The following is a 20,432-nucleotide window of genomic DNA, read 5'->3' on the forward strand; positions in this document are numbered from 1 at the left end:
GTGCGCGAAGGCTCAGTCCGGCACCTCGATGACCGGGAAGCTGCCGGTGTTGGTGGGCGCGGACTCCGGCAGCCACAGCACGGCGACCGCGCCCCGGCCGTCGTCGTCCGGCCCGTCCACCGACGGATCGGCGTTGCGGAACGTCAGCCGGGCGCCCAGGACGCGCGCCTGGCCCGCGGCTATGGTCAGCCCCAGGCCGTGGCCGGTGCCCGCGCGGTCCTTGCTGCCGGTGCGGAACCGGCTCGGCCCGTCCTTCAGCAGCTCCTCCGGGAAGCCGGGGCCGTGGTCGCGGACGCGCAGCACCCGCCCCTCGACGGTGACCTCGAACGGCGGTTTGCCGTGCCGGGCGGCGTTGGCGAGCAGATTGCCCATGATCCGCTCCAGCCGCCGGGGGTCGGTGGAGACATGGGCGTCCCGCACCACCGTGATCACCGCGTCGGGGGCCACCGACCGGACCCGGCGGGTGATGAACTCGGCCACAGCGATCTCCTGGAGCTCCGCGCGCTCCGCGAAGCCGTCCAGCCGCGCGACCTCCAGAACGTCCTCGACCAGGGTGCGCATCGCCTGCGCCCGGTCCCGGACCAGCTCGGTGGGGCGGCCCGGCGGCAGCAGTTCGGCGGCCGTCAGCAGCCCGGTGACCGGGGTGCGCAGCTCATGCGCGATATCGGCGGTGACCCGGCGCTCCGCCTCCAGCCGCTGCTGGAGCGCCTCCGCCATGCCGTCGACGGCACGCGCCAGATCGTCGGTCTCATCGCGCACCCGGCCGCCGATCGCCTCCCGCACCCGCACCTCGGAGTCGCCCTCGGCGAGCTTGCGGGCGGCGGTGGCCGCCTTGCGCAGGCGCCGGGAGAGCTGATCGCCGATCAGCACGCCCAGCGCGATACCGCCCAGCACCACCGCCACCGAGCCGATGATCAGCACCCGGTCGAGGTCCTTGAGGACGGCGAAGCGGTCCTGGAACTTGGCGTGGACGGACAGCACCTTGCCGTTGCGCAGCGGCACCGAGGCCCACACCTCGGGGGTGCCGGTGCCGGAGTCCTCCATATAGGTGGCGCGCTGTCCCCGCCACGCCTCCTTCTTCAGCTGCTCGGGCAGCTCGGGGTCGTCCAGCTTGGCGCCGAATCCCAGCACCCGGGACTGCTCGTACCAGCGCTGGGCGACCTTCACCCGCTCGTCCATCACGGTGCGGTTGTTGTCCAGCATCGACACCCGGGCCGCGTTGTGGACGACGAGGCTCAGCACGATCGCGACGAGCGCGCTCACGACGGCGATGGCCAGACTGACCTTCCACCGCAGCCCGGTGCGCAGTGCCAACCGCCGCACCGCCGCTCAGCCCCTGAGCTTGTAGCCGAAGCCGCGGACCGTCTCGATCCGGTCCTGGCCTATCTTGCCGCGCAGCCGCTGCACATGGACGTCCACGACCCGGGTGTCCCCGCCCCAGCCGTACTCCCAGACCCGCTCCAGCAGCCGGTCCCGGGAGAGCACGGTGCCGGGCGCGGCCGAGAACTCCAGCAGCAGCCGCATCTCGGTCGGGGTGAGCGCGACCCGCCGGCCGCCCTTGCGGACCTCCATGCCCTCGGGGTCGACCTCCAGATCGCCGAAGCGCAGCACCCCGCCGTCGGGCTCCTCGGGGACGGTCTCCCCGCCCCGGCCGCCGGGGCCGCTGGCATGGCCGAAGCGACGCAGCACGGCCCGGATGCGGGCCACCAGCACCGCGCCGTCGAAGGGCTTGGTCACATAGTCGTCGGCGCCGGCTTCGAGGCCGAGCACCACATCGATGGAGTCGGCGCGCGCCGAAAGCATGATCACGGGAACGGTGGACTCGTCGCGGATCCGGCGGCACAGGCTGACCCCGTCCAGGCCCGGAACCATCACATCGAGCAGCGCGATATCGGGGCGGTCGGCGCGGAAGCGCTCGAGGCCGGTCAGCCCGTCCGGCGCGGCCGTCACGAGGAAGCCATCGCGCTCCAGGGCGAGCTGCGTGGCTTCACGGATGACATCGTCGTCCTCGACGAAGAGCACATGGGTCTCGGCCACAGCCTCGGGTCAGCCTTCCGTTCCGTCGTCGGCGCCCGCGGGCGGCGCCGGGGTCGGGTCGTCCTTGGGCACATTCTTGCTGTAGTCGGTGTGCTTGCGGGACAGCACCGTGAACACCTTCCGCGCGGCGGTCCAGCGGTAGGTGAGCACATCCTCGCTGGACGGGCAGCAGACCGCGTCCTCGGAGGCGTAGGACAGCTTGGTCACCCGCAGCTCGTCCCCGGACACAGCGGCGTAGACCGGCGGCTGTTCGTCACGGAAGACGCTCTCGTACCGGCCGTCCACCTCGCGGTACACATACGAGCCGATACCGAAGCCGTCGGCGCACGACATGACGTTGATGACCAGGTCGGAGGTGGTGGCGCCGGTCAGCCGGCCGTACGTCACGTCCACCGGGTAGCCCTTGGCCCGCTGCTCGCCCTCGTCGTCCGCACCGCAGGGCTTCAGACTCGCCTTCAGATCGTCGCTGACGTTCGGATCCGCCTTGACCAGCCTGACCGCTTCGGCCTTCTGCCGGGCCGTCGACGGCAGGCCCGAAGCGGGACCGCCCGCGTACGCACCCGAGTTCGCGGCGGCCGAGGCCCACTCGGTGCGCGCCGGTCCCTCCTTGCGGACACCCTGGCCCGCCGTACCGCATCCGGCCAGCATCCAGCCGCCGACGGCCGCGAGACCCACGACCGCACCGCCGGCCAGCATGGCTGTCGCGCCGGGAGAGGCCCTGGTCAGGCCGCGCACCGTTCCTGCCCCCGCTCCTGGCGGCCGCGCCGGACCCGCGTGTGCTGCCGGACCGTGCCGGCCGGCCTGCCTTCCCTGTCCTGACGGCCGAGCGCACGGGCGTCCAGATCGCGGCTCTCCAGCTCCTGCCGCAGCCGGGCCAGCGCCCGGTGCAGCGTGCTCTTGACCGTTCCGGTCGACATTCCGAGCGCCTCCGCGGTCTCTTCGGTCGTCATCTGCTCCCAGTGTCGCAGCACCACGACACTGCGCTGCTTGGGAGCCAGCACCGAAAGGATGTCCATCAGCAGGGCGCGGTCGGCGTGCTGCTCGGTGCCGTCCTCGACACTCGCCTCCGGAAGCTGCTCGGTGGGCACCTCGTCCAGCTTGCGGGCGCGCCACCACTCGGTACGGGTGTTGATCATCACGCGGCGCAGATAGGCGTCCGCGAGCGACTTGTCGGCTATGCCGTCCCAGCGGCCGTAGGTGCGCACCAGGGCGGTCTGGAGCAGATCCTGTGCCTCGACCGGGTCGGGGATCAGCCGACGGGCGCTGCGCAGCAGCGCGTCCTGCCGATTGCGCACGTACTCCTCAAAGTCCAGAACCTTGCCACTGCCGCACATCTGCAGCCTCCTACGGCCTTCGGGGCGTGACCCGCCCTCTTCCCCACCTGATGTGGCCGGCCTGTCGGTCGGCACGGGAAGGACGCTACGGAGGCGCTGTTGCGGCGCGATGTGCATCCGCACCTCAGCGAACGCACAGCTGTCCATAGGTTGTGTAACAACGGAACCCGGTACGACGGAGTGTCAGCACCGGGTCCTGGCAGTGTCACGGCTCTGTCACAGACAGGGCCGTGACGAGGCGTTGACGATGTGCGGGTCGAACCAACGGCAGCGCGGTGACGAGAGCTGACTCAGGTCAATGGCAGCCGGTAGAGCCCGCCCGCGAGCGGCTCCACCAGGCCGTCGGAGACCAGCCCGTCAAGCGCGCGGGCCCGCTGCACCGGCTCGTCCCACACCTGGTCCAGCACCGCCTGCGGCACCGGCGCCACCGCCTCCCGCAACACCGCGAGCAGCTTGCCGCGCACCTGGCGGTCCGTGCCCGCGTAGGTCTGGCCGCGCCGCGGCGGCCCGTCGTGCTCCGGGGAACCGGCCTGCCGCCAGGCGCACAGCGCGACGATCGGGCAGCGCGCGCAGTCGGGGGTGCGGGCCGTGCAGACCAGCGCGCCCAGCTCCATCGTGGCGGCCGCCCAGCGCGCCGCGGTCCGCTCCTCGTCGGGGAGCAGGGCACGGGCCAGCTTGCGCTCGGCGGCGGTGGTGGCGTTCGGCGGGTACTGCGCACCGCTGACCGCGCGGGCGAACACCCGGCGGACATTGGTGTCCAGGACCGGATGGCGCTGGCCGTACGCGAACGAGGCCACCGCCGCAGCCGTGTACTCGCCCACCCCCGGCAGCGCCAGCAGCTGGGCGTGGTCGCTCGGCACATCGCCGCCGTGCCGCTCCCTTATGGCGGCCGCGGCGCCGTGCAGCCGCAGCGCCCGGCGCGGATAGCCCAGCCGGCCCCAGGCGCGGACCGCCTCACCGGGCGGCTCGGCGGCCAGGTCGGCCGGGCGCGGCCAGCGGGCGAGCCACTGCTCGTACACCGGCAGCACCCGGTTCACCGGGGTCTGCTGGAGCATGAACTCGCTCACCATCACACCCCAGGCGCCGGCCTCGGGGCGACGCCAGGGGAGGTCGCGCGCGTGCGCGTCGAACCAGTCGATGACGGGCCGGTGCAGTACGGCTCCGTCGGGGGCGGGGGATGCGGCGGCCGGGACGGCGGAAGCGGAAATGGCAGTCATCGCTCTCGATCCTGACACGACGGGACGGCTCGCGGGGGCCCAGGGCGCGGGCGTTCGGGTCGAGCCGCGTCACGTCGCCCCGAAAACGCGCAATCCGGGCACCGGCGCGGGAACGGATGGCCGCGTGCCGCGCCGGGGTACGGCCTCGGGGCGGCCTCATGTGCCCGATCCGGTCGGATCATGAGAAAAGTAGGGCCTGGAGCGGGGGTTATTGGCCGGTAAGGCGGCCGATCTCTCGTAGAGTTTCCGCGTGGGATCTCTGCGCAATCCGATCGGGCCGCTTCCCTCCTCCATTTACTGGCGGCGGAGGGCCGTTGCGCTGGCCCTGCTCATAGCCATCGTGATCCTGGTCATCTGGGCCTTCGGCTGGGGTGGTGCGGGCGGCGGCGGAAGCGACGAGGGCAAGGGATCGGGCGGCGGGGGACCCGCGAGCACCATCACCCCGGGGCCCTCCTCGTCCGGGCCGGTGAACAGCGAACGGCCGGGCGGACGCGACGAGTCGGACGGCGGCGGCTCCGGATCCGGCGGCTCCGGCGGCAGCGGCGGTTCGGACGACGGCGGTACCGACGAGAGCGGCGGTGGCGCGGGCGGCGGCAGCGGCTCCGGCGGCGCGGGCGGCTCCTCGGGCGGCTCGGCGGGCGGTGCCGACGGCATCGGCACCGGGACCGGGCAGGGCCTGCCCGCCGGATCGAGCCTGCCGGACTGCCGCCGTGGCGACGTGGAGTTGACGGTGCGCAGCGTCAAGGACTCGAAGGTCAAGAACACCTGGGCGCCGGACGAGAAGCCCACCTTCGAGATCGTCGTCAAGAACACCGGGTCGAGCTCCTGCAAGGTCGACTTCGGGCGCGCGGCAGCCTCGCTGACCATCACGGACGCCGACAACGCCCACGTCTGGGCCTCCGGCGACTGCCCGGAGGGCAGCGCCAGCGCGCTGGTCGAGGTGCCGGGCTCCGGCCAGACCAAGCGCACCGTGGAGTGGGACCGCAAGCGCAGCGCCGAGCACTGCGCCACCCCGTCGGGCAGCGCGTCGGCCAAGGCCGGCACGTATCTGGTCGAGGCGAAGGTGGACGGCCTCGGCACGGCCCAGGTGTCGTTCGTCCTCGCGAAGGACTGAGGGCTGAGCGGCTGAGGGTCACGGACTAAGGGCTGGGCCCAGGAGATCCCGGGGCGCCGTAACGCGTGCGGCGCCCCCGCCCACGTACCCGGCCGCGGGACGTACCCGGCCACGGGACGTACAGCGGCCGGACGTACCGGTGGTGTCGCTACCGGCCGGACGTACTGGTGGTGCCGTTGCCGGACGGCCGTACCGGCGCCGCTAGAGGCAGGCCGCTAGACGTACCGCTCCAGGATGGACGACTCGGCAAGCCGCGACAGGCCCTCGCGGACCGAGCGCGCCCGCGCCTCGCCCACGCCGTCCACCATCTGGAGATCGTCCACGCTCGCCGCCAGCAGCTTCTGCAGGCCACCGAAGTGCTCCACCAGCCGCTCGATGATGGCGCCCGGAAGCCGCGGCACCTTGGCCAGCAGCCGGAAGCCACGCGGCGAAACCGCCGAGTCGAGGGTCTCGGGCGAGCCGGTGTAGCCCAGCGCACGGGCCACGATGGGCAGTTCGAGCAGCTCGGCGTGGGTCAGCCGGTCCAGCTCGGCGAGCGCGTCGGCCACCGTGCGAGTGCGCTTGGCGGTCGGCTCGGGGACGTAGTCGCGCGCCACCAGCTCACGCTCCGGCTCGACGCCCGCGATCAGCTCGTCCAGCTGGAGGGAGAGCAGCCGGCCGTCCGTGCCCAGCTCGACCACGTACTCCGCGATCTCGGTGGCGATGCGCCGGACCATCTCCAGCCGCTGCGCGACCGCGCTCACGTCCCGGACGGTGACCAGGTCCTCGATCTCCAGGGCCGAGAGCGTGCCCGCGACCTCGTCGAGGCGGAGCTTGTAGCGCTCCAGGGTGGCCAGCGCCTGGTTGGCACGGGAGAGGATCGCCGCCGAATCCTCCAGGACCCGCCGCTGACCGTCGACGTACAGCGCGATCAGCCGCATCGACTGGCTGACGGAGACCACCGGGAACCCGGTCTGGATGGAGACGCGCTGCGCGGTGCGGTGCCGGGTGCCGGTCTCCTCGGTGGGGATCGCCGCGTCGGGGACCAGCTGCACCCCGGCCCGCACGATCTTGGTGATGTCCTTGTCGAGGACCAGCGCGCCGTCAAGCTTGCACAGCTCGCGCAGCCGGGTCGCGGTGAACTCGACGTCGATGACGAAGCCGCCGGTACACAGCGACTCGACGGTCTTGTCGGTGCCGAGCACGATCAGGCCGCCGGTGTTTCCCCGGAGGACGCGCTCAAGGCCGTCGCGCAGGGCCGTGCCGGGCGCGACCGCGCTCAGGGAGGCACGCATCAGACCGTCGGCCTTGCCGGGTGCCGTTGCCCGGTCGCCTGCTGCCACTGCACTCCTCCGTCGCAAGGTCTGTCGGTGCCGCGAGTCGCCCTGCCATGCCGGTGTGCGAGGCCACGTACGGGCGAGACCAGGGCAAAGTCTACCGGCGGCCACCGGCCTCCCGTGGGGTCTCCCGGCGTACGCCCGTGGCCGCGAAACGGAGCGCGACTCCCCACGCGCCCCGCGCCCCACGGCCCACCGGCCCCCACCGCGCACCCTCACCAGCCCACACGGCCGCCTGCCCGCTGGGCTACCGCGATGCCTCTCCGGCACCCGCGGTCACCTGCCCGCCAGGCCACCACAACGCCTCACCAGGGCGCGCGGTCGCCTGTCCGCCGGGGCGCGGCGGCCGCGCCGCGATGTCTGGGCAGGTGCTCCGGCTACTTGCCCGTTGGGTGGGGTCTCGCGTGCTCTCGCCGGTGCATTCCGTCTTCCGCCTGCTGGGGTGTCGGGATGCCTCGTAAGGGCGCGCGGTCGCCTGTCCGCTGGGGTACCGCCGTCGCGCCGCGATGCCTGGCCGGGGTGCCCCGGCCAGGCCCGCCGGGGGCCGTCGTGCCTGGCCAGGGCACACACGGCCACCCGCTCGCCGGGGCACCGCCGCGCTTATCGAGCGCCCAGCCGGTTGTGTCCCATCAGCGTCTCGCCCGTCACCGCAGCCACGGTCATCCGCACCGGACTCCGCACCCGACTCCGCACCCGACCGCGGCGTCAGCCACGTCAGCCGCGATCCTCCGCGGCCGACCGCGCCTTCTCACTCCGCTCCCGCCGCCGGGGCAGCACCCGCAGCGCGTCCCCGATGTCCGCGACCTCCAGCACCCGCATCCCGTCCGGTATCCGGCCCGGGTCGCCCGGTACCAGGGCGTGGGTGAAACCGAGCCGGGCCGCCTCCGCCAGCCGCCGCTGCACCCCGGTGACCCGCCGGACCTCGCCCGCGAGCCCCACCTCGCCGATGGCCACCAGGTTCTTGGGCAGCGGGGTGTCACTGGCGGCGCTGGCCAGCGCGAGCGTCACGGCGAGGTCCGCGGCGGGCTCGGACAGCTTCACCCCGCCGACCGTGGCGCTGTAGATGTCCCGCTTGCCCAGCGCGCTGATCCGGCCGCGCTGCTCCAGCACGGCCAGCATCATCGAGACCCGGGAGGTCTCCAGACCGGAGGTGGTGCGGCGCGGGGAGGGGATCTGGGAGTCGACGGTGAGCGCCTGCACCTCGGCCACCAGCGGCCGGCGGCCCTCCAGGGTGACCGTCAGACAGGTGCCCGGCACCGGCTCGTCGCGGCGGGTGAGGAACAGCCCGGAGGGGTCGGCGAGCCCGGTGATGCCCTCGTCGTGCAGCTCGAAACAGCCGACCTCGTCCGTCGCCCCGTAGCGGTTCTTCACGCCCCGGACCAGCCGCAGCCGGGCGTGCCGGTCGCCCTCGAAGTGCAGGACGACATCGACCAGATGCTCCAGCAGCCGGGGTCCCGCGATGGCGCCGTCCTTGGTGACGTGGCCCACCAGCAGCGTGGACATACCGCGCTCCTTGGAGGCGCGGATGAGCGCCCCGGCCACCTCGCGCACCTGCGCCATCCCGCCGGGCGCGCCGTCGATCTCGGGCGAGGCGACGGTCTGCACCGAGTCCAGGACGAGCAGCGAGGGCTTGACCGAGTCGAGATGGCCGAGGACCGCGGAGAGGTCGGTCTCGGCGGCGAGGTAGAGATGATCGCTCAGCGCGCCGATGCGGTCCGCGCGCAGCCGCACCTGGCTCGCCGACTCCTCACCGGTGATGTAGAGCGTGCGGTGCTCGTCGGAGGCGGCCTTGGCGGCGACGTCCAGCAGCAGCGTGGACTTGCCGACCCCGGGCTCCCCGGCGAGCAGCACGACCGCGCCCGGGACCAGCCCGCCGCCGAGCACCCGGTCGAGCTCGTCCACGCCGGTGCTGCGCGCGGTGGCCTGACGGCCGTCGACCTGGCCGATGGGCAGGGCGGCCGAGGTGACCCGGCCGGGTGTGGTGGTCCGCACCGCGGGCGCGCCGTACTCCTCGACCGTGCCCCACGCATGGCACTCCGGGCAGCGGCCGAGCCACTTGGCGGTGGTCCAGCCGCACTCCGTGCAGCGGTAGGAGGGCCGGTCCTTGGCGGATGAACGGGAGGAGCTACGGGCAGCCATGCCGTAACGCTAGCGTCGGCCACCGACAGAGCCGAACGGTGGCCGCGACGGCCGCGCTGTGCCATGTGGGGAGGGCACCGGTCGCATAGCAGGTCGCGGCCACCGAAGAGGGACACCTGTCCCCTTATGAGCGAGATGGTCACCCGTAAGGGTTAAAACCGCGCAAGTGGCGTGAGGAAGTCTGCATCATCCGCCTACCGTCGCCGGGTGATGAGCAGCAGGTCCGAGCACTCGACACAGGCCACCACCGGCGCACACCGGGCGCAGCGCCGTGCGCCCCGCTCCACCACCACCCGCCCCCAGCGGCCTCCCGAACGCTACGAGCCGTATCTCGACGGCCTGTTCACCTACTGCCTGTCCGCCCTGTGCGAGCACGACGCCGCGGCCGTCGCGGTGGGCGATGTGCTGGCGGTCTCCGAGCGCCGCCACGGCCGGGGCCGGGGTCGGGGCCGGGGCCGGGGGAACGGGGAGGTCGAGCTGTCCCGCCCCTGGCTCTACGCGGTCGCCCGCTGGGCCTGTCTGCGCAAGCTCGCCGAGCGTCGCGGCGGTACGGGGACGGACACCCCGGGCGACGGCGCCGAGACCGAGCTGCCCGAGCCCATCGCCGCCCATCGTCGCCGCGAACTGGCCGCGCTGGCCTGGCCGGAGGCCGCCGGAACCAGCGCCGAGCAGCGCGAGGCGCTCGAACTCGCGGTGCGCCACCGGCTCGGCCCGTCCGAGGTGGCCGCCGTGCTCGGCAAGGGCCAGGAGGAGACCCGCGCCCTGCTCTCCAGCGCCGCCTGCGAGGTGGAGCGGACCCGCGCCGCACTCGCCGTCGTCGAGCTCGGCCACTGCCCGGTGGTCGCCCGGCTCGCGGGCGACACCCAGGTGCTGCTCTCCGCCGCGCTCCGCCGTGAGCTGGTGCGCCATGTGGACGACTGCCGGGAGTGCCGCCGGATGGCCGAGCGGGCCACGGCCGACGGACCCTGGCCCGGCACGGCGGCCGCGCCCGCCGCGCTGCCGGTGGTGGAGGCGCCGCGCGCCGCCGTGCACGCCGCGATGCTGGGCGCGCTCAGCGGCCGCCCCGCCCGCGTGGGCGCCGGGCCCCGGTTCGACCGGCGCGGCTTTCCGCTGGAGCCCCAGGACCGGGCCGCCCGCCGCAGCCGGATGCGCAGCCGCGCGGTGACGACGACGGTGGTCGCGACGGTCGTGGCGGCCCCGGTGCTGGCCCTGTGGGCCGCCTACCGGGGCGCCCCGCTCGCCGGTGACGAGCACGACACGGACTCGGTGGCCGCCGCCGACGTGGACGGCACGGACCAGGCCCCGGCCGGTCAGGACCGGCCCGCCCGGCGCTCGTACGAGCAGACGGGCGGCGCGCAGGACCGTTCCGGCACGCGGTTCGGCCCCGGCCGGGACGCCGAGGCGGAGCGGCCGGGGCCGGATGTGTCGGTCGAGGTCATCGGAAAGGGCGCCGACACGGCCCGCCCGGACGGCTCCCCGGCCGGTGGCGGCCGCCCCGCCGACGGCTCCGGACCCTCCCGGCCCGCCCCCGGACCGGGACGGCTCACGGTCACGGCACAGCCCGAGGGCGAGGTGACGGTCATCACCCTCACCGCGTCCGGCGGCTCCCCGGTGCACTGGTCGGCCTCCGCCGGGGCCTCATGGCTCCAGCTGAACCACACGGCGGGGATGCTGCGGCCCGGCGACTCCACGACCATCACGGTCTCGGTGGACCACGACCGCGAGCCGGCCGGCCACTGGAGCGCACGCCTCACGGTGGCCCCGGCGGGCGCGGTAGTCCTGATCGAGGGCCGAGGCACAACCCCCGACCCCACCCCCACACCCCCCTCCGGGACCCCGACCCCAGCACCGGCCACCCCATCACCCGCCCCCTCCAGCACACCCGCCGCGAACCCCCAGCACTGAGGCACGGCGGCGGGGCCGCGCGTCAGGTGGGCGCGGTCGGTCGGCGGGCGGGCCCCAGGCGGGTCAGTCGGCCGGGCCCGTCGGGACGGCCGGGTCGGCCGGCTCCGTCGGGACGGCCGGGGCGACCGGGTCCGCCGGGTGTGGTGCCAGCATCGGCAGCGACGACGCCAAGCGCTGCTCGCACAGCTCGGCCAGCCGGTCGTACCCGGCCTTGCCCATCAGCTCCGTGAGTTCCGGCCGGTAGGACCGGAACACCGGCTCACCGCCCCCGTGCGCCGATGTGGCCGAGGTGCACCACCAGTGCAGGTCGTGGCCGCCCGGCCCCCAGCCGCGCCGGTCGTACTCGCCGATGGTGATCCGCAGCACCCGGGTGTCGTCCGGCCGGTCGATCCAGTCGTAGGACCGGCGTACCGGCAGCTGCCAGCAGACGTCCGGCTTGGTCTCCAGCGGCTCGCGCCCCTCCCTCAGCGCCAGGATGTGCAGCGCGCAGCCCGCGCCGCCCGCGAAGCCCGGCCGGTTCTGGAAGATGCACGAGCCCTTGTGGCGCCGGGTCTGCCGCTCGCCGTCCTCGTCCTCCTGCACCCATCCCGAGGCGTGGCCCTCGTCGTGGAACTGCCAGATCTCCGGGGTCAGCCGGGCCATATGGCGTCCGACCCGCTCCTCGTCCTCCTCGTCGGAGAAGTGCGCGCCGAGCGTGCAGCAGCCGTCGCTGGCCCGCCCGGCCTGGATGCCCTGGCAGCCCTGGCCGAAGACGCAGGTCCACCGGGAGGTCAGCCAGGTCAGATCGCACCGGAAGAGCTGTTCGTCGTCGGCCGGGTCGGGGAATTCGACCCATGCGCGGGCGAAGTCCAGACCGACCTCGTCCTCCGCACTGGACGGCGTCGGCTCCTCGGCCTGCCACTCCAGGACGGCCTGCTGGTCTGTGTCAACGGCCCGCCGGTCTTTGCCTTTGTCCCGCTTCGCCTTTTTCGTCTTTGCCACGGTGCAAGCGTAGGCCCCTCGGCGCAAACCCGGAGGTGGGACCTGTGCATGACATCGCGATCCCGCGCAGTAGCGTTCAGACCATGAGACTCGGTGTCCTCGACGTGGGTTCGAATACGGTCCATCTGCTGGTGATGGACGCCCACCCCGGCGCGCGCCCGCTGCCCGCGCATTCGCACAAGGCCGAGCTGCGGCTGGCCGAGCTCCTCGACGGGGAGGGCGCCATCGGCCCCGAGGGCATCGACCGCCTGATCGCCGTGGTCAAGGAGGCCCTGGTGGCCGCCGAGGACAAGGGCGTCGAGGACGTCCTGCCGTTCGCGACCTCCGCCGTCCGCGAGGCGTCCAACGCCGATCAGGTACTCACCCGGGTCGCCGAGGAGACCGGCGTCCGGCTCCAGGTGCTCAGCGGCGCGGACGAGGCGCGGCTCACCTTCCTGGCCGCCCGCCGCTGGTTCGGCTGGTCCGCCGGGAAGCTGCTGATCCTGGACATCGGCGGCGGTTCGCTGGAGATCGCGTACGGAATGGACGAGGAGCCCGACGCGGCCGTCTCGCTGCCGCTGGGCGCCGGCCGGCTGACCGGGGCCTGGCTGCCCGGCGACCCGCCCGACCCGACCGACGTACGGGCCCTGCGGCGCCATGTCCGGGCCGAGATCGGCAGGAGCGTCGGCGAATTCAGCCGCCATGGGGCGCCGGACCACGTGGTGGCCACCTCCAAGACCTTCAAGCAGCTGGCCAGGATCACCGGCGCGGCGCGCTCCGCCGAGGGCCCGTACGTCGAGCGCCGGCTCACCCGCCGGGCGCTGGAGGAGTGGGTGCCGAAGCTGGCCGCCATGTCCACCCGGGAACGGGCCGGACTGCCCGGGGTCTCCGAGGGCCGGGCCGGACAGCTCCCGGCCGGGGCGCTGGTGGCGGAGGCCGCGATGGATCTGTTCGGCGTGGACCAGCTGGAGATCTGCCCGTGGGCGCTGCGGGAGGGCGTCATCCTCCGCCGGCTGGACCATCTGCCGACGTGACGACGCGCCTGGACGTGCCTCGACGCGCCTGGACCCTCTCCCGGCCTCCCGAGGCGGGCCCCCGGCCTCCGGCTTCCCGGCACAGCCACGCGCACGCGCACACACCGTCTCCCGACACAAAGCCACGCCCCTGACCATCCCCGACCTGACCACACAGCGTCACCGAAGACCGCCCTCCCCAGCCCCGGCCGCCGCCTCACGCAGCCCTCACGCAACCCCGACCCGGCCGCGAAAACGGCGCCGGTTCAGCCGCCAAGGCCGCCGCATGGCCGCCGCAAGACCGCCCCGAGGCCACCGCGAAGGCAGCCGCAGTTCGGTTGCGGAGAGCAGCCGCCGTACGCTGTCCCTCGTGACAGAGCCAGTGGTGCGCATCCCGGATGCGAAGGTCGCGCTGTCCACCGCCTCGGTCTATCCGGAGTCGACGGCGACGGCCTTCGAGATCGCGGCACGCCTGGGCTACGACGGTGTCGAGGTCATGGTGTGGACCGATCCGGTCAGCCAGGACATCGAGGCGCTGCGCCGCCTCTCGGACTACCACCAGGTGCCGATCCTCGCCGTACACGCCCCCTGTCTGTTGATCACCCAGCGGGTCTGGTCGACCGACCCGTGGGTCAAGCTACAGCGGGCGAGAGCGGCCGCCGAGAAGCTCGGCGCGTCCACCGTCGTCGTCCACCCGCCGTTCCGATGGCAGCGGGCCTACGCCCGCGAGTTCGTCCGCGGCATCTGGCGGATGGCCGATGAGACGGATGTGCGGTTCGCGGTCGAGAACATGTACCCGTGGCGTTATCGCGACCGCGAGATGCTCGCGTACGCCCCGGGCTGGGACGTCACCAAGGACGACTACCGCCACTTCACGATCGACCTGTCGCACACCGCCACCGCCCGTACGGACGCGCTGGAGATGGTGGACCGGATGGGTGACCGGCTGGCCCATCTGCACCTCGCCGACGGCCAGGGCTCCAACAAGGACGAGCACCTGGTGCCGGGGCGCGGCAGCCAGCCCTGCGCCGAGCTGCTGGAACGGCTCGCGACGACCGGTTTCGACGGCAATGTGGTCGTTGAGGTCAACACCCGGCGTGCCATGTCCTCGACCGAGCGTGAGGCCGATCTGGCGGAGGCCCTCGCCTTCACCCGGCTGCACCTCGCCTCGCCGACCTCGGCCACCCCGCCGAGCCGGGCGGTGCCCGGTTCATGACCCCCGCCTCGACCGGACCCGCCACGGGCCCGCGCAAACGCGGCCGCCCGGCCCGTACCGGCGCCGCCGACGGCCCCGCCGCCCGCGACCGGATCCTGACCGCGGCGCGCAACGAGTTCGCCGAGCACGGCTACGACAAGACCTCGATCCGCGGCATCGCCAAGGCCGCGGGGGTGGACCCGGCGCTGGTCCACCACTACTTCGGCACCAAGGAGCAGGTCTTCGAGGCGGCCGTCGAGCTGATCCTCGCGCCCGCCATGGGCGCGCCGGACGCGGTGCACGGCAGCCGGGAGGGCGCGGGCGAGCGGATGGCCCGCTTCGTGTTCGGCGTCTGGGAGAACCCCGTCTACCGGCTGCCGCTGCTCGCCGTGCTGCGCTCCGCGCTGACCAACGAGGCCGCCGCCGCGGTGCTGCGCGGCATGATCGAGCGCCGGGTGCTGCTGCGGATGGCGGGTGAGCTGGACGTTCCGAACCCCGAGTTCCGGGCCCAGCTCGCGGCCGGGCATCTCATCGGGATCGCGATGCTGCGGTATGTGATCCGGATGGAGCCGATGGCCTCGGCGGGGATGGACGACATCGTGGCCATGGTGGGCCCCACCCTCCAGCGCTACCTGACCGAGAGCTGATCGCGGGCCGCCCCAAGAGACGTCCGCACGCCGCACGAACGCCACCCGCACGCTGACCGAGAGCTGATCGGCCCTTTCCGCACAGTGACCCCACCGTCTCTGGATCCGGACGGACCATCCGGATCCGTGGACACAGGCGTAGTCTCAGAAGACTCCGATCCGATGTCGATCCAGATGCGCAGGACGCACATACACGAGGGAGCCGAGCACCGTGCCCGAGCTGAGGTCTCGCACCGTCACCCACGGCCGCAACATGGCGGGCGCCCGCGCCCTTATGCAGGCTTCCGGCGTAGCGCGTGAGGACTTCGGCAAGCCGATCGTCGCCGTGGCCAACAGCTTCACCGAGTTCGTGCCCGGCCACACCCACCTCCAGCCGGTCGGCCGGATCGTCAGCGAGGCCATCCAGGCGGCGGGCGGCATCCCGCGCGAGTTCAACACCATCGCCGTGGACGACGGCATCGCCATGGGCCACGGCGGGATGCTCTACAGCCTCCCCTCCCGCGACCTGATCGCTGACTCCGTGGAGTACATGGTCGAGGCGCACTGCGCCGACGCGCTGATCTGCATCTCCAACTGCGACAAGATCACGCCCGGGATGCTGATGGCCGCGATGCGGCTCAACATCCCGACCGTCTTCGTCTCCGGCGGCCCCATGGAGGCGGGCCGGGCCACGCTCGTCGACGGCACCGTCCGCAAGCTGGACCTGATCAACGCGATCTCGGACGCGGTCAACGAGAACGTCTCGGACGAGGACATCCTCCGCATCGAGAACAACGCCTGTCCGACCTGCGGCTCCTGCTCCGGCATGTTCACCGCCAACTCGATGAACTGCCTGACCGAGGCGATCGGCCTCTCCCTGCCGGGCAACGGCTCGGTGCTGGCCACCCACACCGCCCGCAAGGCGCTCTACGAGACGGCCGGCCGTACGGTCGTGGAGATCACCAAGCGCTACTACGAGCAGGACGACGACACCGTTCTGCCGCGCTCCATCGGCAGCCGCGCCGCCTTCGAGAACGCCATGGCGCTCGACATCGCCATGGGCGGCTCGACCAATACGATCCTGCATCTGCTGGCCGCCGCCCAGGAGGCCGGGCTCGACTACGACCTGAAGGACATCGACGAGGTCTCCCGCCGGGTGCCCTGCCTGGCCAAGGTCGCCCCGAACGTCGCCCCCGGCGGCACGTACTACATGGAGGACGTGCACCGCGCGGGCGGCATCCCGGCGATCCTCGGCGAGCTGTTCCGCGGCGGGCTGCTGAACGAGAACGTCCACTCCGTGCACAGCGCCTCGCTCGCCGACTGGCTCAAGACCTGGGACGTGCGCGGCGGTTCGCCGTCGGCCGAGGCCGTCGAGCTGTGGCACGCGGCCCCCGGCTGCAAGCGCTCCGCCACCGCCTTCTCGCAGTCCGAGCGCTGGGACTCCCTGGACACGGACGCCGCCGGCGGCTGCATCCGCGACCTGGAGCACGCCTACTCCAAGGACGGCGGACTCGCCGTCCTCAAGGGCAACCTGGCCGTCGACGGCTGCGTTGTGAAGACCGCGGGCGTCGACGAGTCGATCTGGACCTTCGAGGGCCCCGCCGTGGTCTGCGAATCGCAGGAGGAGGCCGTCGAGCGGATCCTGGGCAAGCAGGTCAAGGAGGGCGACGTCGTCGTCATCCGCTACGAGGGCCCCAAGGGCGGCCCCGGTATGCAGGAGATGCTCTACCCCACCTCCTTCCTCAAGGGCCGGGGCCTGGGCAAGGCCTGCGCGCTGATCACCGACGGCCGCTTCTCCGGCGGCACCTCGGGGCTCTCCATCGGCCACGCCTCGCCGGAGGCGGCGTCCGGCGGCACCATCGCCCTGGTCCAGGACGGCGACCGGATCCGCATCGACATCCCCGCCCGCACCATCGAACTCCTGGTGAGCGACGAGGAACTGGCGGCCCGCCGCGAGGCGCTCGGCGGCGTCTACGCCCCGAAGGACCGTCAGCGCAAGGTCTCCACCGCGCTGCGCGCCTACGCGGCGATGGCCACCAGCGCCGACAAGGGCGCGGTCCGCGACGTCAGCCTCCTCGGCTGACCCCGGTTCCCGGCGGCCGCCAGGCCGTCGTATCCGCAGTGTGTGGTGAGGCGTCGCCGTCGCCCAGCATCGGCTGGGCGGCGAGGCCGTCACCCGCTTCGGCTGATGTCGGTGTTTCGGCTGACTGCCAGGTCGTCGTATCAGTAGCCGCCTGGTGAGGTGTCACCGTCGCCCCAGCGACGGCTGGGCGGCGGTGACGTCACCGTGTGGTTGGCGTGGCGCGGCGGCTGGTCGTGGAGCAGGCGGGGCTGCGGGAGCGGATCCGTATCGCCCAGCGTCCGCCGGGCCGCCACAGGCCGGGCCCGCCGGCCGCCGCTCACCGCTTGTCCGCGAGGTCGTCACCTGCCTGGGCTGACCCCGGTACCCGGCCGCCGCCAGGCTGTCGTATCCGCTAGTCCGTGGTGAGGTGTCGCCGTCACCCCAGTAACGGTTGGGCGGCGGTGACACCACCGTGTCGGAGCGCGCACGGCGGCTGCTTGCCGAGCAGCCGGGGCTGCGGGAGCGACCCGTATCGTCCAGCGTCCGCCGGGCCGCCGCAGGCCGGGCCCGCCGGCCGCCGTCGTCGGTCGCCGCTCACCAATCGGCCGGGTTCCGGCCGTCCACCGCGAAGAGCGTGCCGTCCGGGGCCGTCGCGAACACCTTGCCGTCGGCCGCCACCGGCGCGGGCATCAGTGCCAGGAAGCCGTGGAAGGCCCCGACCCCGCGCGAGCGGGTCTCGCCGAGCATCCGGCCCCGTTCGGCGTCCACGGCCAGCAGCCGGCCGTCCGCCGCCGAGAAGTACAGCCGGCCGTCCGCCGCCACCAGGGGTGAGGCGTTGGCCACCGAGGTCTCCAGGCGCCAGAGCTGTGCCTTGGCCCCCGCACGCCGGGTGTCGACGGCCACCAGCCCGCCGTCCGTGCTCAGTACATACACCCGGTCGCCGCTGGTGACCGCACTGGTCGCGTCCACCGCCGCGGTCAGCGCGACCCGCCGCTCCGCGTGCCGCCGCGGGTCGTAGCGGACGACGGCGGTGGTGCGGGTCTCGAGGTCCGTCGCGGTCAGCAGCAGCGCTCCGCCGGGGCCGCTGCCGGCCGGGACGAGGTTCCCGCTGAGCGAGGCGCGCCAGCGTGTCGTACCGCGCTCCGTGTCCACCGCCGTGATCAGCGTGTGCGAGCCGTCGCCCGCGGTGGTGACGGCGTACGCCGTGCGGCCGTCGCCGTACGAGAAGAAGGACGGCCGGGCGTGGCCGGGCAGCGGGTGGCTCCACCGCTCCTCGTTCGTCGCGCCGTTCACCGCCGTGACCGTGCCGTCCGGCGCGGTCAGCAGCACGGTGTCACCCGAGGAGTAGACCCTGCCGTCGTAACCGGACACATCGCGGCTCCAGCGGACGCGGTGGGTCGTGGGGTCGAGCGCCGTCAGCCGCTTGCCGTCCGGGGACACCGACTGCACCAGACCGCCGGAGAACACGGGCGCGGAGAACGCCTCCTCGGCACCGGGGCGTTCCGCCTCGGACGGCCGCGACCAGACCACCCGGCCGTCGTCCGGATCGACCCGGGCGGCCTCGACACCGCGTCGAGCGCAGTACAGCGCGCCCCCTCCGTACGAGCAGAACATCGGCCGAGCCCCCGAGCCCGCGGCCTTTCCGGCGGCCGGCCCGGTCGTCCAGGGTCGCCACGCCTCCGTGGTCGCCGCGCTGATCCGCGGCTGCCGCCCCCCATTGCCGGACGAGTCCGCGCCGTCGAACTGGCGCAGCGCGACGACCGAACCCGCGCCGAGCAGCATGACGGCCGCGAGCCCGGCCGGCGCCCACCGCCGCATCCCCCGCCGCCGCACGACCGGTTCGTCCGGCACGGGCGCGTCCGGCACGGGCTCGTCCGCCACGGACTCACGCGGCACGGACTCGTTCGGCACCGGCTTCACATGCGTATCCGTACCCGTACCCGTACCCGTATCCGTCCCCGTGGCGTCGCCGCCCTCGCACCCACCCGGCAGACCCGGCAAGGAGTGCGCGTCCGGCGTCCGCTGCTGCGGTACGAGCGGGACGGGCCCGCGCAGCACCGGCGGCTGGGGGCCGTGGAGGGCGCGCAGGACGGTCATCAGGGCGTCGGGCGTGGGACGGTCGTCGGGGTTCTTGGCCAGACACCGCTGGATCAGCGGCAGCAGTTCATCCGGCACCCCCGCCAGATCCGCCTCGTCGTGCACCACCTGGTACGCCACGATGTACGGGCTGTCGGACTCGAACGGCCCCCGCCCGGTGGCCGCGTGCACCAGCACCGAGCCCAGCGCGAACACATCCGCCGCCGGCCCCACCGCACGCGGCCGCTGGAACTGCTCCGGTGCCATGAACGGCGGAGTGCCGATCAACTTCCCGGTCTCGGTTCGCAGTTCGCTGTCGGCCGGCCGTGAGATGCCGAAGTCGATGACCTTCGGACCGTCCGCCGCGAGCAGCACATTGCTCGGCTTGAGATCGCGGTGCACCACGCCCACCCGGTGGATGTCGCGCAGCGCCTCCGCGAGCCCCGCGGCCAGCCGCACCATCTCGTCCGGCGCCAACGGGCCGCTCCGCTTGACGTGTTCGGCGAGGGTGGGGCCGGGGATGTAGAGGGTGGCCATCCAGGGCCGCGCCCCCTCCGGCTCGGCATCCACCACGGGTGCCGTGAACGCGCCGCTGACCTGCCGGGCGGCCGCCACCTCCTGCCGGAACCGCGCCCGGAACTCGGGGTCTTCGGCGAACTCGGCATGGACGACCTTCACCGCGAGCCGCCGTCCCGAGGCCGAGCGGGCCAGATGGACCACGCCCATGCCACCGGATCCGAGGCGCGCCTCGAGCCGGTACTGCCCGGCGTATTCCGGATCCTCCGCTTCCGGGCCCGTTCCGGCTCTGCGCACCGGCGGCATGCCCCACCCCCGTGAATTCGGCCGCAGTCGCGACTCGGCGAGCCTAGTCGATGACACGTGCGAGCCTTGTTAGCCTCCGCATGTCATGTCACTTCACACGACATGTGCACAACTTCGGATAGAAGTTCAACGGGGGAGGGCCGCATGGCCATCGAAGAGATCGCGGAAACCGCCGACACCAGAGATACGACGGGCATCGCAGAGACCGCGGAGACCGCCGCCGCGGCGGTCACCTACCCGATCGCGCCCGGCTATCAGGTGAACGTCCGCAGCGGGCCCGGCACCAGCTACAAGATCGTCAAGGTGCTGCCGTACAACAGCCGTGTTCCCATCCGCTGCCAGCGGCACGGCCAGAAGGTATCGGGGCCGTACGGCACCAGCGACATCTGGGACAGCATCGCGGCGGGTCAGTACGTCTCCGACGCGTATGTGAAGACCGGCAGCGACGGCTTCGTCACCACGCCCTGCGGCTGACCCACCGCCGAAGCGCACTCAGCGAACCCAGGGCCGAAGTGCATCTGGCCCCCGGCGCGCCACGAGAGCGCGCGCCGGGGGCCAGTCGGCGGAACGGTGCGGTCGGCGGAAGGGGGCGATCCGCCCTATCCGCCGGAGCGGG

At 73.2% G+C, this 20,432-nt stretch carries 16 protein-coding genes; 7 read left to right on the forward strand and 9 right to left on the reverse strand.

All coding sequences use genetic code 11. The features are described from left to right. Window positions 1–12 precede the first annotated feature (12 nt). From cseC to N6H00_RS22130, 5 genes are all read right to left on the reverse strand, one after another. Window positions 13–1,323, reverse strand: coding sequence for a two-component system sensor histidine kinase CseC (cseC, locus tag N6H00_RS22110; RefSeq protein ID WP_268973553.1), 1,311 nt, complete (start codon window positions 1,321–1,323; stop codon window positions 13–15). 6 nt (window positions 1,324–1,329) lie between these two features. Further along, complete coding sequence (gene cseB / locus N6H00_RS22115) at window positions 1,330–2,037, reverse strand: two-component system response regulator CseB (RefSeq protein WP_268973554.1); 708 nt, start codon at window positions 2,035–2,037, stop codon at window positions 1,330–1,332. Window positions 2,038–2,046: 9 nt separating this feature from the next. Continuing rightward, window positions 2,047–2,772, reverse strand: coding sequence for a hypothetical protein (locus N6H00_RS22120; RefSeq protein WP_268973555.1), 726 nt, complete (start codon window positions 2,770–2,772; stop codon window positions 2,047–2,049). Further along, a complete protein-coding gene (locus tag N6H00_RS22125) occupies window positions 2,760–3,371 on the reverse strand; it encodes a SigE family RNA polymerase sigma factor (RefSeq protein ID WP_268973556.1) in 612 nt (203 codons plus the stop codon). The genes N6H00_RS22120 and N6H00_RS22125 overlap by 13 nt, the downstream gene beginning before the upstream one ends. Before the next feature lie 290 nt (window positions 3,372–3,661). Further along, window positions 3,662–4,588: an A/G-specific adenine glycosylase gene (locus N6H00_RS22130; protein WP_268973558.1), complete on the reverse strand. Its 927-nt coding sequence runs from the start codon at window positions 4,586–4,588 to the stop codon at window positions 3,662–3,664. A 250-nt stretch (window positions 4,589–4,838) separates the two neighbouring features. Between N6H00_RS22130 and N6H00_RS22135 the strand changes: the two genes are divergently transcribed. Beyond that, entirely contained in the window at window positions 4,839–5,702 is an 864-nt protein-coding gene (locus N6H00_RS22135; protein WP_268973559.1) for a hypothetical protein, read from the forward strand. 215 nt (window positions 5,703–5,917) lie between these two features. Here N6H00_RS22135 and disA read toward each other — a convergent pair whose 3' ends face one another. Both disA and radA read right to left on the reverse strand, forming a co-directional pair. After that, window positions 5,918–6,976 carry a DNA integrity scanning diadenylate cyclase DisA gene (gene disA, locus N6H00_RS22140; protein WP_268977070.1) on the reverse strand — a complete coding sequence of 353 codons (1,059 nt, stop codon included), beginning with the start codon at window positions 6,974–6,976 and terminating at the stop codon, window positions 5,918–5,920. Window positions 6,977–7,732: 756 nt separating this feature from the next. Then, entirely contained in the window at window positions 7,733–9,157 is a 1,425-nt protein-coding gene (radA, locus tag N6H00_RS22145) for a DNA repair protein RadA (RefSeq protein ID WP_268973560.1), read from the reverse strand. 210 nt (window positions 9,158–9,367) lie between these two features. Here radA and N6H00_RS22150 point away from each other — a divergent pair, with 210 nt between their 5' ends. After that, window positions 9,368–11,062 carry a BACON domain-containing protein gene (locus N6H00_RS22150; protein ID WP_268973561.1) on the forward strand — a complete coding sequence of 565 codons (1,695 nt, stop codon included), beginning with the start codon at window positions 9,368–9,370 and terminating at the stop codon, window positions 11,060–11,062. 63 nt (window positions 11,063–11,125) lie between these two features. Here N6H00_RS22150 and N6H00_RS22155 read toward each other — a convergent pair whose 3' ends face one another. Beyond that, window positions 11,126–11,968, reverse strand: coding sequence for a hypothetical protein (locus N6H00_RS22155; protein WP_268977071.1), 843 nt, complete (start codon window positions 11,966–11,968; stop codon window positions 11,126–11,128). Between the two features lie 158 nt (window positions 11,969–12,126). Here N6H00_RS22155 and N6H00_RS22160 point away from each other — a divergent pair, with 158 nt between their 5' ends. From N6H00_RS22160 to ilvD, 4 genes are all read left to right on the forward strand, one after another. Then, a complete protein-coding gene (locus N6H00_RS22160; RefSeq protein ID WP_268973562.1) occupies window positions 12,127–13,056 on the forward strand; it encodes a Ppx/GppA phosphatase family protein in 930 nt (309 codons plus the stop codon). 349 nt (window positions 13,057–13,405) lie between these two features. Next, the gene (locus N6H00_RS22165; RefSeq protein ID WP_268973563.1) at window positions 13,406–14,251 is read left to right on the forward strand and encodes a sugar phosphate isomerase/epimerase family protein; all 846 of its coding nucleotides are present in this window, start codon (window positions 13,406–13,408) and stop codon (window positions 14,249–14,251) included. After that, window positions 14,248–14,877: a TetR/AcrR family transcriptional regulator gene (locus tag N6H00_RS22170; RefSeq protein WP_268973564.1), complete on the forward strand. Its 630-nt coding sequence runs from the start codon at window positions 14,248–14,250 to the stop codon at window positions 14,875–14,877. The genes N6H00_RS22165 and N6H00_RS22170 overlap by 4 nt, the downstream gene beginning before the upstream one ends. 211 nt (window positions 14,878–15,088) lie before the next feature. Further along, window positions 15,089–16,939, forward strand: a complete 1,851-nt coding sequence (gene ilvD / locus N6H00_RS22175; protein ID WP_268973565.1) for a dihydroxy-acid dehydratase — start codon at window positions 15,089–15,091, stop codon at window positions 16,937–16,939. A gap of 573 nt (window positions 16,940–17,512) precedes the next feature. On the opposite strand, the gene N6H00_RS22180 is transcribed toward ilvD, so the two are convergent. Then, on the reverse strand, window positions 17,513–19,816 hold the full coding sequence (locus tag N6H00_RS22180; RefSeq protein WP_268973566.1) for a serine/threonine-protein kinase: 2,304 nt from the start codon (window positions 19,814–19,816) through the stop codon (window positions 17,513–17,515). A gap of 144 nt (window positions 19,817–19,960) precedes the next feature. On the opposite strand from N6H00_RS22180, the gene N6H00_RS22185 reads away from it, so the two are divergent. Beyond that, window positions 19,961–20,290 carry an SH3 domain-containing protein gene (locus N6H00_RS22185; RefSeq protein ID WP_268973567.1) on the forward strand — a complete coding sequence of 110 codons (330 nt, stop codon included), beginning with the start codon at window positions 19,961–19,963 and terminating at the stop codon, window positions 20,288–20,290. The last annotated feature ends 142 nt before the right edge of the window (window positions 20,291–20,432 follow it).

It is taken from the genome of Streptomyces sp. S465, from assembly GCF_026898115.1.
Lineage (GTDB): Bacteria > Actinomycetota > Actinomycetes > Streptomycetales > Streptomycetaceae > Streptomyces > Streptomyces luomodiensis.

Excerpts from the sequence above, each read along its gene's own strand:
- N6H00_RS22180 (WP_268973566.1), bottom strand. The coding sequence starts at position 19,816 with ATGCCGCCGGTGCGCAGAGCCGGAACGGGCCCGGAAGCGGAGGATCCG.
- N6H00_RS22160 (WP_268973562.1), top strand. The coding sequence starts at position 12,127 with ATGAGACTCGGTGTCCTCGACGTGGGTTCGAATACGGTCCATCTGCTG.
- N6H00_RS22125 (WP_268973556.1), bottom strand. The coding sequence starts at position 3,371 with ATGTGCGGCAGTGGCAAGGTTCTGGACTTTGAGGAGTACGTGCGCAAT.
- N6H00_RS22150 (WP_268973561.1), top strand. The coding sequence starts at position 9,368 with ATGAGCAGCAGGTCCGAGCACTCGACACAGGCCACCACCGGCGCACAC.
- N6H00_RS22185 (WP_268973567.1), top strand. The coding sequence starts at position 19,961 with ATGGCCATCGAAGAGATCGCGGAAACCGCCGACACCAGAGATACGACG.
- disA (WP_268977070.1), bottom strand. The coding sequence starts at position 6,976 with ATGCGTGCCTCCCTGAGCGCGGTCGCGCCCGGCACGGCCCTGCGCGAC.
- N6H00_RS22130 (WP_268973558.1), bottom strand. The coding sequence starts at position 4,588 with ATGACTGCCATTTCCGCTTCCGCCGTCCCGGCCGCCGCATCCCCCGCC.
- radA (WP_268973560.1), bottom strand. The coding sequence starts at position 9,157 with ATGGCTGCCCGTAGCTCCTCCCGTTCATCCGCCAAGGACCGGCCCTCC.
- N6H00_RS22170 (WP_268973564.1), top strand. The coding sequence starts at position 14,248 with ATGACCCCCGCCTCGACCGGACCCGCCACGGGCCCGCGCAAACGCGGC.